The 15,044-nt window shown below is 63.4% G+C and carries 13 protein-coding genes and 1 tRNA gene; 2 read left to right on the top strand and 12 right to left on the bottom strand.

What is annotated here, in order from left to right:
- Nucleotides 1-37 precede the first annotated feature (37 nt).
- The 10 genes from rpoB to IVB07_RS15710 all read right to left on the bottom strand — a co-directional run bounded on the left by rpoB (nucleotide 38) and on the right by IVB07_RS15710 (nucleotide 10,358).
- Nucleotides 38-4,153, bottom strand: coding sequence for a DNA-directed RNA polymerase subunit beta (rpoB, locus tag IVB07_RS15755; RefSeq protein ID WP_018456447.1), 4,116 nt, complete (start codon nucleotides 4,151-4,153; stop codon nucleotides 38-40).
- A 482-nt stretch (nucleotides 4,154-4,635) separates the two neighbouring features.
- The gene (rplL, locus tag IVB07_RS15750) at nucleotides 4,636-5,013 is read right to left on the bottom strand and encodes a 50S ribosomal protein L7/L12 (protein WP_007602994.1); all 378 of its coding nucleotides are present in this window, start codon (nucleotides 5,011-5,013) and stop codon (nucleotides 4,636-4,638) included.
- A gap of 54 nt (nucleotides 5,014-5,067) precedes the next feature.
- Nucleotides 5,068-5,586 (bottom strand): 50S ribosomal protein L10, encoded by a 519-nt coding sequence (rplJ, locus tag IVB07_RS15745; RefSeq protein ID WP_026233178.1) that lies wholly within the window; start codon nucleotides 5,584-5,586, stop codon nucleotides 5,068-5,070.
- A gap of 577 nt (nucleotides 5,587-6,163) precedes the next feature.
- Entirely contained in the window at nucleotides 6,164-7,111 is a 948-nt protein-coding gene (locus tag IVB07_RS15740) for a 2-hydroxyacid dehydrogenase (protein WP_018456445.1), read from the bottom strand.
- Between the two features lie 90 nt (nucleotides 7,112-7,201).
- A complete protein-coding gene (gene rplA / locus IVB07_RS15735) occupies nucleotides 7,202-7,894 on the bottom strand; it encodes a 50S ribosomal protein L1 (RefSeq protein ID WP_007602988.1) in 693 nt (230 codons plus the stop codon).
- 6 nt (nucleotides 7,895-7,900) lie between these two features.
- The gene (gene rplK / locus IVB07_RS15730; protein WP_018456444.1) at nucleotides 7,901-8,329 is read right to left on the bottom strand and encodes a 50S ribosomal protein L11; all 429 of its coding nucleotides are present in this window, start codon (nucleotides 8,327-8,329) and stop codon (nucleotides 7,901-7,903) included.
- Between the two features lie 130 nt (nucleotides 8,330-8,459).
- Nucleotides 8,460-9,014, bottom strand: coding sequence for a transcription termination/antitermination protein NusG (nusG, locus tag IVB07_RS15725; protein WP_007602985.1), 555 nt, complete (start codon nucleotides 9,012-9,014; stop codon nucleotides 8,460-8,462).
- A complete protein-coding gene (secE, locus tag IVB07_RS15720; RefSeq protein ID WP_007602984.1) occupies nucleotides 9,014-9,205 on the bottom strand; it encodes a preprotein translocase subunit SecE in 192 nt (63 codons plus the stop codon). Before secE ends, nusG begins: the two co-directional genes overlap by 1 nt.
- A 617-nt stretch (nucleotides 9,206-9,822) precedes the next feature.
- Nucleotides 9,823-10,044, bottom strand: coding sequence for a hypothetical protein (locus IVB07_RS15715; RefSeq protein WP_018456442.1), 222 nt, complete (start codon nucleotides 10,042-10,044; stop codon nucleotides 9,823-9,825).
- Nucleotides 10,045-10,282: 238 nt separating this feature from the next.
- Nucleotides 10,283-10,358 (bottom strand) — tRNA-Trp (locus IVB07_RS15710).
- Nucleotides 10,359-10,520: 162 nt separating this feature from the next.
- Here IVB07_RS15710 and IVB07_RS15705 point away from each other — a divergent pair.
- Nucleotides 10,521-11,756, top strand: a complete 1,236-nt coding sequence (locus IVB07_RS15705) for a serine hydrolase domain-containing protein (RefSeq protein WP_018456441.1) — start codon at nucleotides 10,521-10,523, stop codon at nucleotides 11,754-11,756.
- A gap of 165 nt (nucleotides 11,757-11,921) precedes the next feature.
- Here the strand turns inward: IVB07_RS15705 and IVB07_RS15700 are convergent, their stop codons facing one another.
- Entirely contained in the window at nucleotides 11,922-12,689 is a 768-nt protein-coding gene (locus tag IVB07_RS15700) for an SDR family oxidoreductase (RefSeq protein WP_018456440.1), read from the bottom strand.
- 67 nt (nucleotides 12,690-12,756) lie between these two features.
- Nucleotides 12,757-13,455, bottom strand: a complete 699-nt coding sequence (locus IVB07_RS15695) for a histidine phosphatase family protein (RefSeq protein ID WP_018456439.1) — start codon at nucleotides 13,453-13,455, stop codon at nucleotides 12,757-12,759.
- 134 nt (nucleotides 13,456-13,589) lie between these two features.
- Here IVB07_RS15695 and IVB07_RS15690 point away from each other — a divergent pair, with 134 nt between their 5' ends.
- Nucleotides 13,590-14,375 carry an SDR family oxidoreductase gene (locus IVB07_RS15690; protein WP_018456438.1) on the top strand — a complete coding sequence of 262 codons (786 nt, stop codon included), beginning with the start codon at nucleotides 13,590-13,592 and terminating at the stop codon, nucleotides 14,373-14,375.
- Nucleotides 14,376-15,044: the final 669 nt, after the last annotated feature.

Below are 15,044 nucleotides of genomic sequence, written 5' to 3'. Positions count from 1 at the left end.
CGATGCCCGGCCATTCAGGCCGGGCATGAGGGTCGTATTACTCGGCCGCTTCCGCCGTCCCCGGTCCGACCTTGGAATTGTGCAGATCGACGTTGAGGCCGAGCGAGCGCATTTCCTTGACCAGCACGTTGAACGATTCCGGAATACCGGCCTCGAAGGTGTCGTCGCCACGCACGATCGCCTCGTACACCTTGGTACGGCCGGCGACGTCGTCCGACTTCACGGTCAGCATCTCCTGGAGCGTGTACGCCGCGCCGTAAGCCTCGAGCGCCCACACTTCCATTTCGCCGAAGCGCTGACCGCCGAACTGCGCCTTGCCGCCCAGCGGCTGCTGGGTAACGAGCGAGTACGGACCGATCGAACGCGCGTGGATCTTGTCGTCGACGAGATGGTGCAGCTTGAGCATGTAGATGTAGCCCACCGTCACCTTGCGGTCGAAGGCGTCGCCGGTGCGGCCGTCATAGACGGTCGACTGGCCCGAAGCGTCCAGACCGGCAAGCTTCAGCATCTCCTCGATGTCGGCTTCCTTGGCGCCGTCGAACACCGGCGTCGCGATCGGAACGCCGCGGCTCAGATTGTGGCCGAGCTCGATCAACTCGTTGTCGTTGAGCGACTTGATCGTCTCGTCCTCGCCGTAGACCTTCTTCAAGGTTTCCTTCAGCGGCCGGATGTCCTGCTTCGACAAATAGGCATCGACCGTCTGGCCGATACGCTTGCCGAGGCCGGCACAGGCCCAGCCGAGATGGGTCTCGAGGATCTGTCCGACGTTCATGCGCGATGGCACGCCGAGCGGATTGAGCACGATGTCGGCATGCGTACCGTCTTCGAGGAACGGCATGTCCTCGATCGGCACGATCTTCGACACCACGCCCTTGTTGCCGTGGCGGCCGGCCATCTTGTCGCCGGGCTGGATCTTGCGCTTCACCGCGACGAAGACCTTGACCATCTTCATCACGCCGGGCGGCAATTCGTCACCGCGCTGAAGCTTTTCGACCTTGTCGAGGAAGCGCTGTTCCAGCCCCTTCTTCGACTCGTCGTACTGCTTCCGCATGGCCTCGATCTCGGCCATCAGCTTGTCGTTCGGCGAAGCGAACAGCCACCACTGCGACTTCGGGTACTCCTCGAGCACCGCACGGGTGATCTTGGTGTCCTTCTTGAAGCCCTTCGGACCGGCGATGCCCTGCCGTCCTTCGAGCAGCTCGGCAAGACGGTTGTAGACGTTGCGGTCCAGGATCGCCTGCTCGTCGTCGCGGTCCTTGGCCAGACGCTCGATCTCTTCCCGCTCGATCGCCAGCGCACGCTCGTCCTTGTCGACGCCGTGCCGGTTGAACACGCGCACTTCGACGATGGTGCCCTGCACGCCCGGAGGAACGCGCAGCGAGGTGTCGCGGACGTCGGAAGCCTTCTCGCCGAAGATGGCGCGCAGGAGCTTTTCTTCCGGCGTCATCGGGCTTTCGCCCTTCGGCGTGATCTTGCCGACCAGGATGTCACCGGCGCGTACTTCCGCGCCGATGTACACGATGCCGGCTTCGTCGAGGTTCTTCAGCGCTTCTTCCGAGACGTTCGGAATGTCGCGGGTGATTTCCTCGGGTCCGAGCTTGGTGTCGCGGGCCATTACCTCGAATTCTTCGATATGAATTGAGGTAAACACGTCTTCCTTCACGATCCGCTCGGAGAGCAGGATCGAGTCTTCGAAGTTGTAGCCGTTCCACGGCATGAACGCGACGAGCACGTTCCGGCCGAGCGCGAGCTCGCCGAGATCGGTCGACGGACCGTCGGCGATGATGTCGCCCTTCTTGACAATGTCGCCGACCTTCACCAGCGGACGCTGGTTGATGCAGGTCGACTGGTTGGAGCGCTGGTACTTCATCAGCCGGTAGATATCGACGCCCGACTTGGTCGGATCGAGATCTTCCGTGGCGCGGATCACGACGCGGGTGGCGTCGATCTGGTCGATCACGCCCGAACGGCGCGCCGCGATCGCAGCACCCGAGTCACGCGCAACCACGCCTTCCATGCCGGTGCCGACGAACGGCGCTTCGGCGCGAACCAGCGGCACCGCCTGGCGCTGCATGTTCGAGCCCATCAGCGCGCGGTTGGCGTCGTCGTTCTCGAGGAACGGGATCAGCGCGGCCGCGACCGAAACGAGCTGCTTCGGCGACACGTCCATGTAGTCGACCTTGTCCGGGGTGACCGGCAAGACTTCGCCGGCGTGACGGCAGACCACGAGATCTTCGGTGAAGCGGCCCTTCGGATCGAGCGGCACGTTGGCCTGCGCGACCGTGTAGCGGCCCTCTTCCATCGCCGAGAGGTACACGACCTCGTCGGTGACGCGGCCGTCCTTGACCTTGCGGTAAGGCGTCTCGACGAAGCCGTACTTGTTCACGCGCGCGAAGGTCGCGAGCGAGTTGATCAGGCCGATGTTCGGACCTTCCGGCGTCTCGATCGGGCAGATGCGGCCGTAATGCGTCGGATGCACGTCGCGGACCTCGAAGCCGGCGCGCTCGCGGGTCAGACCGCCCGGTCCAAGTGCCGACAGGCGGCGCTTGTGGGTGATCTCCGACAGCGGGTTGGTCTGGTCCATGAACTGCGAGAGCTGCGAGGAGCCGAAGAACTCGCGCACGGCGGCGGCCGCCGGCTTGGCGTTGATCAGGTCCTGCGGCATGACCGTGTCGATGTCGACCGAAGACATGCGCTCCTTGATCGCGCGCTCCATGCGGAGCAAGCCGATGCGGTACTGGTTCTCCATGAGCTCGCCGACCGAACGCACACGGCGATTGCCGAGATGGTCGATGTCGTCGATCTCGCCCTTGCCGTCGCGCAAATCCACCAGCGTCTTGATGACGGAGAGGATGTCTTCCTTGCGGAGCGTGCGTTGGGTGTCGGGCGCATCGAGGTCGAGGCGCATGTTCATCTTGACGCGACCGACCGCCGAGAGGTCGTAGCGCTCGGCGTCGAAGAACAGTGACTGGAACATTGCCTGCGCCGAATCCAGCGTCGGCGGCTCGCCGGGACGCATCACGCGGTAGATGTCGAACAGCGCGTCCTCGCGCGTCATGTTCTTGTCGGCCGCGAGGGTGTTGCGGATGTAGGCGCCGACATTGACGTGGTCGATGTCGAGCAGCGGCAGCTCCTTGTAGCCGTGCTCGTTGAGAACCTTGATCGACTTGTCGGTGATCTCTTCACCGGCTTCCGCGTGGATCTCGCCGGTCTTGGGATTGACGAGGTCCTCGGCGATGTAGTTGCCGACGAGCTCAGCATCCGAGAGGCGCAGCGCCTTCAGCCCCTTCTCCTGCATCTGACGCGCACCGCGCACGGTGAGCTTCTTGCCGGCTTCGAGCACGACCTTGCCGGTATCGGCGTCGATCAGGTCGTTGATGGTCGAGTAGCCGCGGAAACGATTGGCGTCGAACGGAACGCGCCAGCCTTCCTTGATCCGCTTGTACTGGATCTTCTTGTAGAAGGTGCTGAGGATCGCCTCGCCGTCGAGACCAAGCGCGAACATCAGCGACGTCACCGGAAGCTTGCGGCGACGGTCGATACGCGCATAGACGATGTCCTTGGCGTCGAACTCGATGTCGAGCCAGGAGCCGCGATATGGGATCACGCGAGCGGCGAACAGCAGCTTGCCCGACGAATGGGTCTTGCCCTTGTCGTGGTCGAAGAACACGCCCGGCGAACGGTGCATCTGCGAGACGATGACGCGCTCGGTGCCGTTGACGATGAAGGTGCCGTTCATCGTCATGAGCGGGATGTCGCCCATGTAGACGTCCTGCTCCTTGATGTCCTTGACCGACTTCGCGCCGGTTTCCTCGTCGATATCGAACACGATGAGGCGTAGCGTCACCTTGAGGGGGGCCGCGAAGGTCATGCCGCGCTGGCGGCACTCGTCGACGTCGTATTTCGGCGGCTCGAACTCGTAGCGGACGAATTCCAGCATCGAGGTGCCCGAGAAGTCGGAGATCGGGAACACCGAGCGGAACACCGCCTGCAAGCCCTCGTCCGATCGACCGCCCTGGGGCTCGTCGACCATCAGGAACTGGTCATAGGACGCCTTCTGAACCTCGATGAGGTTCGGCATCTCGGCGACTTCCTTGATGTGTCCGAAGAACTTGCGAACGCGTTTGCGACCGGTGAATGTCTGCTGCGCCATCGTGGCCTCTCATTTTCGTCGCCCGATTTGGGCGCGCCCTCCGGAACGCGGCGACCGCCGCTCCCTGGGTTGAATTTTTCGAACCCGTCTTGGGGGCCGGAGACTCAGTTTCAGGTAGGAATGTCCTGAATCTGTTCTTCAGACCTTCAAAACGCAAAACGACGCGCGGGGCGCAGGAGCGCGCCCGCCCGTCACAACCAACCTCTTCACGGACTGCAAAAGCCCGAAATAGCTTGCTCTCCCCACGGCTTACAGGGAATGCGGCATCCCTGCCCACCGCGCTTTCGTGCTGCCGACCCGATATGGGGCGACATTAGTGCAGATTCGAGGGACAAACCCTCAAATCCCCACACTTTTTCGTGTTCGGCCTGCGTCGGGTCGTTCCGTCGCACGCCTTTTGCATCTGGCCCGCCCTTTCAGGGAGCGGACCGAGACCCCGGTTGCGATGATGCTCACCGGGATCTCGTGTCAGTAAGCGCTGCTTACTTGAGCTCGACCTTCGCGCCAGCCTTCTCGAGCTGGGCCTTGAGCTTCTCGGCTTCGTCCTTGTTCACGCCTTCCTTGACAGGCTTCGGCGCGCCCTCGACGAGGTCCTTTGCTTCCTTCAGGCCCAGGCCGGTGATGGCGCGGACTTCCTTGATGACCTCGATCTTCTTGTCGCCGGCAGCGGCAAGAACGACCGTGAACTCGGTTTTCTCTTCGGCCGGAGCGGCGGCAGCGCCACCACCAGCCGGGCCGGCCACGGCGACAGCCGCGGCAGCCGAAACGCCCCACTTCTCTTCGAGGAGCTTCGCGAGTTCGGCAGCTTCGAGCACGGTGAGGCTCGAGAGGTCGTCAACGATCTTCTGCAGGTCAGCCATTGTTCAGTTTCCTTGAATGTAAGTCTGGTTCGGGTTTGAGTTTTGCGAAGGGCGTCAGGCCGCTTCGCTCTTTGAGGCATAAGCCTGAATGACACGCGCGAGCTTGCCCGCGGGCGCGTTGGCGAGCTGAGCGATCTTGGTCGCCGGGGCCACAAGCAGGCCGACGATCTTGGCGCGCAGTTCGTCAAGCGACGGCAGCGAGGCAAGTGCCTTCACGCCGTCGACATTCAGGACGGTCGTTCCCATCGAGCCGCCAATGATGACGAACTTTTCGTTCGCCTTGGCGAATTCGACGGCGACCTTTGGCGCCGCTACCGGATCGTCCGAAGTGGCGATCACGGTCGGTCCCTTCAGCATGGGGCCGATGGCAACGACGTCAGTGCCTTCAAGAGCAATTTTGGCGAGACGGTTCTTCGAGACCTTCACCGAGGCGCCAGCCTGCTTCATCTGCGAGCGCAGCTTCTGCATCTGGGCAACGGTCAGGCCGGAATATTGGGCAACGACCGCGACGCTCGTGGTCTTGAAGACCCCATTGAGCTGTTCGACCGCTTCCTTTTTTGCCGCTCGTTCCACAGCAAGCTCTTTCCGGTTGGCGGTCATCGCGAAAGCGGGACCGCCGGGTTGCACCCATCGTCCCGCCCAAACCTGAACCTCAGGGCCAAACCCATCGGACACGCCGGGCAAGACGACAATTCAAAGCCTGCCCTCCGAGAGCCCGTTAGAGCCCACGGCGTGTCGAGGTCCGAACCAAACCCATTCCGCAACCGACCCTAAGGTGGCCACGAAGTGAAATCCGGTCTTCACCCGTCTATGCAGGCCATGCGATTAAGCCGTTGAGAAATCGGAATTCCCCGCGGGCGCCTGCAGTCTTGGACAGGACAAGGTCAGCCGGCGAACCGCCCGACCTCTGCCCGCACCCCACACCCGACGGTTTTCCCTCCCTTTCCAGCAAATCCTCACGGACGCCCTGAAAAGGAATGATCTCCATCGCTTGTTTTCGGAATGCGTGCACGAACGCGCCAGCCGAGGCCGGCACGTCCGGAAGCGGTTCTTTAACCGCTCGGGGCCTGCTTGCCAAGAGCAAAATTCACACCAGTTCCAATCCGTTGCCGCTCGCGCTTAACCATGGCCGAAAAGGGCCGGTTTCCGCTCATTTGACCGCGTAAGGCAACTTCTTGCCCTCGAAAAACGCGGTCAGGTTCGCCAGCACGCAGTTCTGCATGGCGACGTGCGATTCCAGGGTGTGGCCGCCAATATGGGGGGAGAACACGACGTTGGGCAGTGCCGTCAGCGCGTCAGGAGCGTGCGGTTCCTTGTCATAGACATCGAGACCGGCTCCAGCGATGGTCTTCTGGGTGAGCGCCAGCACCAGGGCTTTCTCATCGATCACCGAGCCGCGGGAGATGTTGACGACATAGCCGTCCGCCCCGAGGCGCTTGAGGATATCGGCGCTGACGGCATGCTGGGTCTCGGCTCCTGCCCGGACCGCGATCATCAGCACGCTGCACCAGTCGGCCAGCGCCTCCAAGGTCGGGAAATATTGATAGGGCAGATCGTACCTGCTGCGGCTGAAATAGCCGATCTCGCTCTCGAAGGACGCGCAGCGCGCTGCGATCTTGCGGCCGATCTCGCCCATGCCGTAGACCCCGATGCGGCGGCCCGGCATCCCGGCCTGCGGGCGCATCATCGGCGAGGGCTTTGACGCGGCCCAATCGCCGCTTCGGACGTACTGGTCGGCCACCAGGATTCGCCGCGTCGCCGCGAGCATCAGGGTCATCGCGATGTCGGCGACGGAGGCCGCATTGGCACCCGGGCTATGTCCGACCGCAATATTGCGGGCAGCAGCGGCCTTCAGGTCAACACCGTCATAGCCGGTGCCGTAGCAGACGATGGCACCGAGCTTGGGAAACAGGTCCATCGCCTCCGCGCCCAGCGGCGTTCCGCCGGCGGTGAGCACTGCACGGATATCGCCGAGCGCGTCGGCCGAAAACATCTCCCGCGCCGGCTTGCCGCCGGTGTCGAGCAGCTCGAACCGCTCGGCGAAGCGCGCCATCATCGTCTTGGGAAAGCGCGAGTAGATCAGGACCTTGTCAGTCATTGTTCTTGTTTCCGGTGAACGCCGTCACAAACGACGAGGGGCGGAATCGGTTGCCCAATTCCGCCCCTCGCCTCATGTCATTTGCAAACCTTAGCCGAGAATGGTGCCCGGCTCGACCTTCACGCCGGGGCCCATCGACGAGGACACCGCAACGCGCTGGATGTAGGTGCCCTTGGAACCGGCCGGCTTGGCCTTGGAGACAGCGTCAGCCAAGGCCTTGATGTTTTCGACCAGTTTTTCCTCGGTGAACGAGGCCTTGCCGACGCCAGCCTGCAGGATGCCGGCCTTCTCGACGCGGAACTCGACCGAGCCGCCCTTGGCGCCCTTCACGGCGCCGGTGACGTCCATGGTCACGGTGCCGATCTTCGGGTTCGGCATCAGGCCGCGCGGGCCCAGCACCTTACCGAGACGACCGACCAGCGGCATCATGTCGGGGGTCGCAATACAACGATCGAAATCGATCGTGCCGTTCTGCACCTTCTCGACCAGGTCCTCGGCGCCGACGACGTCGGCTCCGGCAGCCTTGGCCTCGTCGGCCTTGGCGCCGCGGGCGAACACGCCGACGCGGAGCGTACGGCCGGTGCCGTTCGGCAGGGTCACAACGCCGCGGACCATCTGGTCGGCGTGACGCGGATCGACGCCGAGATTGATCGCGACCTCGATGGTCTCGTCGAACTTCGCTTTCGCGCGTTCCTTGACCATCTTGATGGCGTCTGCGAGCGGGTAAAGCTTTTCGCGATCAATACCTTCGCGGGCTTTGTTCAAACGTTTTCCGATTGCCATGACCGCTTACCCTGCCACTTCCAGACCCATCGAGCGGGCAGAGCCCTCGACCATCTTCATGGCCGCTTCGATGGAATCGCAATTGAGATCCTTCATCTTCTTCTCGGCGATCTCGCGCACCTGCGCTTTGGTCACCGCACCCGCCTTGTCACGGCCCGGCGCCTTGGAGCCGGACTGGATCTTGGCAGCCTGCTTGAGGAAGAAGGACATCGGCGGCGTCTTCATCTCGAACGTGAAGGAACGATCGGCGTAGATCGTAATCACGACGGGAATCGGGGTGTTTTTCTCTTCCTTCTGGGTCTGGGCGTTGAACGCCTTGCAGAACTCCATGATGTTGAGACCGCGCTGACCGAGCGCGGGACCGATCGGGGGCGAAGGATTCGCCGCACCGGCCGGGACCTGAAGCTTCAGGTATCCGGTCACTTTCTTTGCCATGTATCACTCCTGGTGGGCCGGCCTGGGCCGGCGGTTTCAGGTTCGTGGTCTGGGTCGGAGGCGGCTGGCGACCGCCCTCTCCCTCCCACGGCCTCTTGTTACGCGAGACCGAAGCCTCACGCCTACCCGATCAGACCTTCTCGACCTGACCGAATTCCAGTTCGACCGGCGTGGCGCGGCCGAAGATCGACACCGCGACCTTCACGCGCGAGCGCGCCTCGTCGATTTCCTCGACCACACCCGAGAACGAGGCAAACGGGCCATCGGCCACGCGCACGTTCTCGCCGATCTCGAACGACACCGACGCCTTCGGCCGTTCCACGCCCTCCTGCACCTGGTGCAGAATGCGCATGGCCTCGGCTTCCGAGATCGGCATCGGCTTGTTTTCCGCGCCGAGGAAGCCGGTCACCTTCGGCGTGTTCTTGATCAGATGAAACGCCTCGTCGGTCAGCTTCATCTTCACCAGCACGTAGCCCGGGAAGAACTTGCGCTCGGCGTCGATCTTGCGGCCGCGGCGCACTTCCGTGACCTTCTCGGTCGGAACCAGCACCAGCTCGAACAGCTCCTCGAGCCCGCGCTGCTTGGCCTGCTCGCGGATCGATTCGGCGACCTTCTTCTCGAAGTTCGAATAGGCGTGGACGATGTACCAGCGCTTGTCAGACAATTGAGCCGTTGCTGTTGCCATCAGTGAATGCCCAGAAGGAAGGTGATGAGGACGCGGATGATCTGGTCGGCGGCGAAGAAGAAGATCGAGGCCACGGCGACCATGACGAACACCATGATGGTGGTGATCGTGGTCTCGCGGCGGGTCGGCCAGGTGACCTTGGCGGTCTCCGAGCGGACTTCCTGCAAGAACTTGAACGGGCTGACTGCCATCGTTTGATGTCCAACGTCCGTCGACAGACGCGAATGAATTTCAGGGATCCGAACAGCCGCCGTTGGCCCAGCCCTCTGTCGAAGGATGAGCCGGAAATCGGGCTCGATTGTTCGGGGATTCAAAGCCGCGCCGGAAATCCGCGTCTAACGGGCCGGCTGCGAGTGCGCGGTATCTACTTCGGATGGGACCAAAGGTCAAGATAGAGAGGGCCCGCGCGCCCAAAACGACCTCCGCGGGCGAACGACCAGAGATCAGGCCGATCAAGGGCTTATCTGCCGCCTGCAAAGCGCAGTCCCAGCGCCTCAGCCGGTTCCTCGCAGAACGAGACCACCGGGGCCCCCTCACCTGCAGCCCCTTTTGGCGACCCCCTCAAGGTCAGTCGGCCCGATCGATCGTCGAAATGCTCGGCAACGGCACAACGAACTTTCCGCCCTCGGCGAAATAGCCGCCTCCAGTCGGCCGCAGGGTCGCGGCATGGCTGAGGACAAGCTCTTCAACTAATACGAACGTCAGGACGTCTTGCCGACGTTCGGGAATTTCAATTCCGCCGCCGAACTGCCGGGCACGATGCGAGCCGGCTACGACACGTGTTCAGCCATATCATCAACCTCGCGCGCTACGTGCTCGGATCGCCGCCGGCAGTCGCCGAAAGCAACATCGAGAGCTCGGGCGCGGCGACCGTGACACTCGACTCGACGGCGTCGCCTGCGCGCTGCAGCTCGCGAATGGATCCAAAGGCGTCTGGCGCGAGGGGCTGAGCAACGCGTTCGAGCTGGGCGCGCTGACCATCGAATTGCCACCGCCTTTTGCCGAGCAGGAGGCGGAGGTCGTTCTCCATCAGCAGGACAACCCACGGAATTGTCTCGCGGCAAGGTTGGGCGTTTCGGCGTCAGGCCGAGGCATTCGTCGCCGATATCGTGGAGCAGAGGACGCCGTGGCTTCCGGCGCAGATTCCGTGGCCGACATCGCCCTTCGGAGGCGATCTGGAAACGGCAGATCATCGCCTAGGGCTGCGCCATCCAGCAATATCCAGCCGACGGCTAATCGCCCACATCCCAGTTAAGTGTTTGATTGGTTGGCAGGAGTGGCAGGGCTCGAACCTGCGACCCCCGGTTTTGGAGACCGGTGCTCTACCAATTGAGCTACACTCCTACGGACCCTGCGTTGCCGCGCGGATCAGGCCGCTTTGAAGCACAAGGGGCGGCCGGATTGCAAGGCCGGATTGCAAGGGTGAAGCGCGCTGGCTTCGCTTGTTTGTGCCGCGCCTTCTGGGCCACAGTCCGCTCCGAACAATAATAAGCACCGGGAGTACCCATGACTGCCCAAGCGTCCGCGACAGCCGCCCCTCGCCCCTCGATCGCCGCGAAGACCCCGCCTCTGCCGGAATCCCGCCCCGAGACGCTCGGGCTGTCGCGCCCTCGCCTCGAGACCATGTCGGACGCCTTCAAGCGCGAGATCGACAAGGGAACCGTGCCGGGCGTCACCGTGCTGGTGGCACGGCACGGTCAGGTCGGATGGTTTGAGGCGCTCGGGAAACAGAGCCCGACGGGCGCGGCGCCGATGGCGCATGATTCGATCTTCCGCATTTTCTCGATGACCAAGCCGATCGTGTCGGTCGGCGTCATGACGCTGGTCGAGGACGGCCACCTGCTCCTTGCCGACCCCGTCGCGAAATTCATCCCGGAGTTCGCCAACCAGAAGGTCGGCGTGGTCAGCGGCGGCAAGCTGGAACTGGTTCCGCCGAAGCGCCCGATGACGGTGCAGGACCTGCTCCGCCACACCTCCGGCCTGACCTACGAGCACCAGGGCGACGGCCCCGTGCACAAGATCTATCAGGACTCGCGGGTGCGCAGCCGCAAGATCACCAATGCCGAGCACGCCGCCCTGGTCGCGAGCTTCCCGCTGGTCTGTCACCCCGGCGACGAGTTCAACTACAGCCGCTCCACCGACATCCTCGGGCGCATCATCGAGGTCGTCAGCGGCAAGTCGCTCGGCACGTACCTCACCGAGCGCATTCTCACGCCCTTGCAGATGGCCGAGACCGGCTTTGCGACAGCGGAGGTCAATGCCAACAGGCTCGCCGAGCCATTCGCGGCCGATCCCTGGACCGGCGACAAGGTCGCGCTGTTCAACATGCTCGAGCAGCCCATCATGGAGTCCGGCGGCGGCGGCCTCGTCTCCACCACGATGGACTATGCCCGCTTCGCGCTGATGCTGCGCAATGGCGGCACGCTCGACGGCAACAGGATCATCGGCCGCAAGACGCTGGAGCTGATGGCCTCCGATCATCTCGGCCCGAACGTCGTGACCAACGGCACGCTGCTGTCGCCTGGCCATGGTTTCGGCCTCGGGTTCGCGGTGCGGCGTGAAGCCGGCATCGCGCCCTTCCCCGGCAGCGTCGGCCAGTTTTTCTGGAGCGGCATCGCGGGGACGTTCTTCTGGATCGATCCGAAGGAGGATCTGTTCGTCGTGTTCATGAGCCAGGGCCCGGGGCAGCGCGATCATACGCGTACGCTGGTGCGGGATCTGGTGTACGCGGCGGTGGATTGAGGCGGCGCCGCTATGCGCGGCGCTGCATCACATTTTCGCTGTCATGCCCCGGCTTGACCGGGGCATCCAGTACTCCGGGGCGGATGTGGCGAGAGCGAGCTCTCCAACGAAGGCCGCGGAGTACTGGATCGCCCGCCTTCACGGGCGATGACACCTATTGGGGCCTCAACTGATCGTCGCGCCGCCGTCGATCACCATGGTCTGGCCGGTCATGAAGTCGCCGGCCTTCGAGCCCAGGAACACCGCGGCGCCCGCGATCTCGTCGGGGATGCCGATGCGCAGCAGCGGCGAACGCGCAGTCGAGGCTTTCAGGTTCTCCGGATTGTCCCACAACGCTTTCGCGAAATCGGTCTTGATCAGGCCGGGCGCGATGCAGTTCACGCGGATATTGTGCGGGCCATATTCGCAGGCCAAATTGCGCGCGAGCTGCATGTCGGCGGCTTTCGAGATCGCGTAGGCGCCGAGGATGGTCGAGCCTTTCAGGCCGCCGATCGAGGAGACGATGATGATCGAGCCATCCTTGCGCTCGATCATCTGCGGCACCACCATCGAGATCAGCCAGTTGTTGGCGACGATGTTGTTGTCCAGGATCTTCCTGAACTGATCGTCCGAGATGCCGGCGAGCGGGCCGTAATACGGGTTCGACGCGGCGTTGCAGACCAGCACGTCGATCTTGCCGAAGGCGCGGTTGCTCTCGTCGATGAGGTTCTGCAGATTTTCCTTCGACGAGATGTTGGCGGCGATCGCCACCGCCGTGCCCTTGCCGAACTTGTCGTTGATCCTCTTGGCGACCTGGTCGCAAACGTCGGCCTTGCGCGAGGAGATCACCACCTTGGCGCCGTGCTCGGCCATGCGCTCGGCGATCGCAAGCCCAATGCCGCGCGTCGAACCAGTGATGACGGCGACTTTCCCCTTCATGTCGAACAAGGTCATGTTTCTCTCCCAGAGTACGTTTTGATTGCTTGAAGCTTACGCCGCGTCCGCGCGACCGGGCAATTGCTCAGGCGAGCTTCTTGACTTCCGGTCCCGCGGGTTGATGCATCGCCGCATGCGCATCGTCCGCGATCCACGGCTGCTGGTTCACCATCGGCAGCCGCCAGACATTGCGTTCGGGGCTTGCGAAATAGTCGAGCCGCGTCACAGAGCAATTGTCGATATCGAACGCGAGCCCTCGCTCCGGCTGATTGTCGAGCGCCAGCCCCAGCGCTGCCTTGATGGTGCCGCCATGTGCGACCGCGATCACGTCCTGCCCGGCGGCCTCATTGTTGATCCGCTCGATGGTGCGGCGGGTGCGGTTGTAGAGGTCCATGAAGCTTTCGCCGCCGGGTGCAGGCTCGTTGATGTCGGCAAACCAGCTCGAGCCGACGGGACGGCTGGCGATGAACTCGGCGCGGTTCATGCCCTGCCAACGGCCGAGGTTTTGTTCGGCGAGGTCCGCCTCCCATTTCATCGATGCAGGCCTCGGGAATCCGGCCGCCCAGATCGCTTCGGCGGTCTGATGGGTGCGCATCAGATTGCTCGAATACCAGACCGCCTTGCGTGGCAGCACCTTGGCAACAGCATTGAAGACGTAGGTATCGCTGGTGTCGCAGGCGAGATCGGACTGACCGTAGATGTTGCCACCGTCATTGCGCACGGGCGCGTGACGGACCCACCACCAGCGTGTCGTGACCACTTTGGGCTTGTCTGCACCTGCCATCGAAACCCTTCCATCCCGTCTGATGTCGCTGTACGTCAGTAGCGAACGTGTCTCAAGACACTTTACCGTTTGAAATCTTGTTTGAAATTCCGTCGCGCGGCAAGCGTCGCGCGCGAACCAAAGGGAGAAACCGCATGGGCCGTCTGCAAGGCAAATCCGTCATCATCACCGGTGCCGGCAGCGGCATCGGCCGCGCGGCCGCGCTGCTGTTCACCAGGGAAGGCGCCAAGCTAATCGCGGTCGATCGCAGCGAGGCGGTGAAGGAGACGGTCGACGAGGTGAAGAAGGCCGGCGGTGTCGCGGAAGCCATGATGGCGGATGCGGGCTCCGAAAAGGACGTCATGGCCGTGATCGACAAGGCGGTGAAGACGCACGGCCGGCTCGACGTGATCTGGGCCAATGCCGGCGTCTCCGGCGGACTCGTTCCGCTCGGCGAGCAGACCGTCGAGCAATGGCAGGAAGTCTTGCGCATCAACCTGATCGGGCCGTTTCTCGCGGTGAAGCATGCGATGCCGCACATGGTGAAGCAGCAGTCCGGCGCGATCGTGCTCACCGCGTCCGTCGCGGGCCTCAAGGCCGGCGCCAGCGGACATCCCTATGCCGCGAGCAAGGCCGGCGTCATCTCCCTGGTGCAGACCACCGCCTATTCGCTCACCGGCACCGGTGTGCGCATCAACGCGGTGTGCCCGGGCCTGATCGAGACCGGCATGACCAAGCCGATCTTCGACCGCGCCAAGGAGCGCGGCACCGCCGACAAGATCGGCCAGCTCAATCCGCTCAAGCGCCCCGGCCAGCCGCACGAGCTCGCCGCGATGGGACTGTTCTTGGCCAGCGACGAGGCGTCGTACGTCAATGGCCAGGCCTTCCCGGTGGACGGCGGACTGACGGCGTCGATGCCGTATACGGGGAAGCCGGTTTAGTTCACGCACTCTCGCGTCCCGGAGGCGCTGCAGCTTTCTCACGCTGCTGCGCTGCGTCCGGGGCACGAGACAGAAGTTTTGGCGCGCAACTGCTTCAGCATCGTCATTGCGAGCACAGCGAAGCCATCCAGAGTCTTTCCGCGGCGTCAGCCTGGATTGCTTCGCTGTGCTCGCAATGACGGAGTCTGTGCTCGCAATGACGGAGTCTGTGGGTGGCAGGGTCGCGCTTCCATTCGCATTCCCGTTCGCAGACACACCTTCGCCCTCTCGCGGCTTGTTCGCCCGAGCTTTGCTTGGTCGCCTCACCCTCGAATGAAAGAGGGCGCAGGGAAGACCGGGCGCCGGCTGGCACCCGCGGTCCACTGCGCGAAGTTGCAGTAAAAAATCTGCACAGCGGCATACAGGTGAAGCCAAAACGTCCGGCCTTCGCTGCGCAGCGGTTTTACGGCTTATGCCGTGCTCTCCCCGGGGAGCGATGCACTATTGCCCCCGTCGCCTCATGGATGGCTGATGCGCGAACCCGGTCGGGCCGCCACATCACCACAAGACTTGACGCACAGACCCCGGGCGTCAGGACGACACGGTTTTGCCGTACGCTGTCAGCACCGGTCGTGTGCGCGACGCCTTCGCTCACGGTTGCCCGCCCTGCGAAACCATTCGCGCCGGTGT

Source organism: Bradyrhizobium sp. 172 (assembly GCF_023101065.1).
GTDB classification, from domain to species: Bacteria; Pseudomonadota; Alphaproteobacteria; order Rhizobiales; family Xanthobacteraceae; genus Bradyrhizobium; species Bradyrhizobium canariense_D.
The sequence above is the reverse complement of the archived record's forward strand: the minus strand, read 5'-3'. Positions and strand labels throughout refer to the sequence as shown.

Bases quoted from the DNA above. Each gene is read 5' to 3' on its own strand.
- rpoB (WP_018456447.1), bottom strand. From the start codon at position 4,153: ATGGCGCAGCAGACATTCACCGGTCGCAAACGCGTTCGCAAGTTCTTC.
- rplL (WP_007602994.1), bottom strand. From the start codon at position 5,013: ATGGCTGACCTGCAGAAGATCGTTGACGACCTCTCGAGCCTCACCGTG.
- IVB07_RS15740 (WP_018456445.1), bottom strand. From the start codon at position 7,111: ATGACTGACAAGGTCCTGATCTACTCGCGCTTTCCCAAGACGATGATG.
- rplA (WP_007602988.1), bottom strand. From the start codon at position 7,894: ATGGCAATCGGAAAACGTTTGAACAAAGCCCGCGAAGGTATTGATCGC.
- rplK (WP_018456444.1), bottom strand. From the start codon at position 8,329: ATGGCAAAGAAAGTGACCGGATACCTGAAGCTTCAGGTCCCGGCCGGT.
- nusG (WP_007602985.1), bottom strand. From the start codon at position 9,014: ATGGCAACAGCAACGGCTCAATTGTCTGACAAGCGCTGGTACATCGTC.
- secE (WP_007602984.1), bottom strand. From the start codon at position 9,205: ATGGCAGTCAGCCCGTTCAAGTTCTTGCAGGAAGTCCGCTCGGAGACC.
- IVB07_RS15715 (WP_018456442.1), bottom strand. From the start codon at position 10,044: ATGGAGAACGACCTCCGCCTCCTGCTCGGCAAAAGGCGGTGGCAATTC.
- IVB07_RS15705 (WP_018456441.1), top strand. From the start codon at position 10,521: ATGACTGCCCAAGCGTCCGCGACAGCCGCCCCTCGCCCCTCGATCGCC.
- IVB07_RS15700 (WP_018456440.1), bottom strand. From the start codon at position 12,689: ATGACCTTGTTCGACATGAAGGGGAAAGTCGCCGTCATCACTGGTTCG.
- IVB07_RS15695 (WP_018456439.1), bottom strand. From the start codon at position 13,455: ATGGCAGGTGCAGACAAGCCCAAAGTGGTCACGACACGCTGGTGGTGG.
- IVB07_RS15690 (WP_018456438.1), top strand. From the start codon at position 13,590: ATGGGCCGTCTGCAAGGCAAATCCGTCATCATCACCGGTGCCGGCAGC.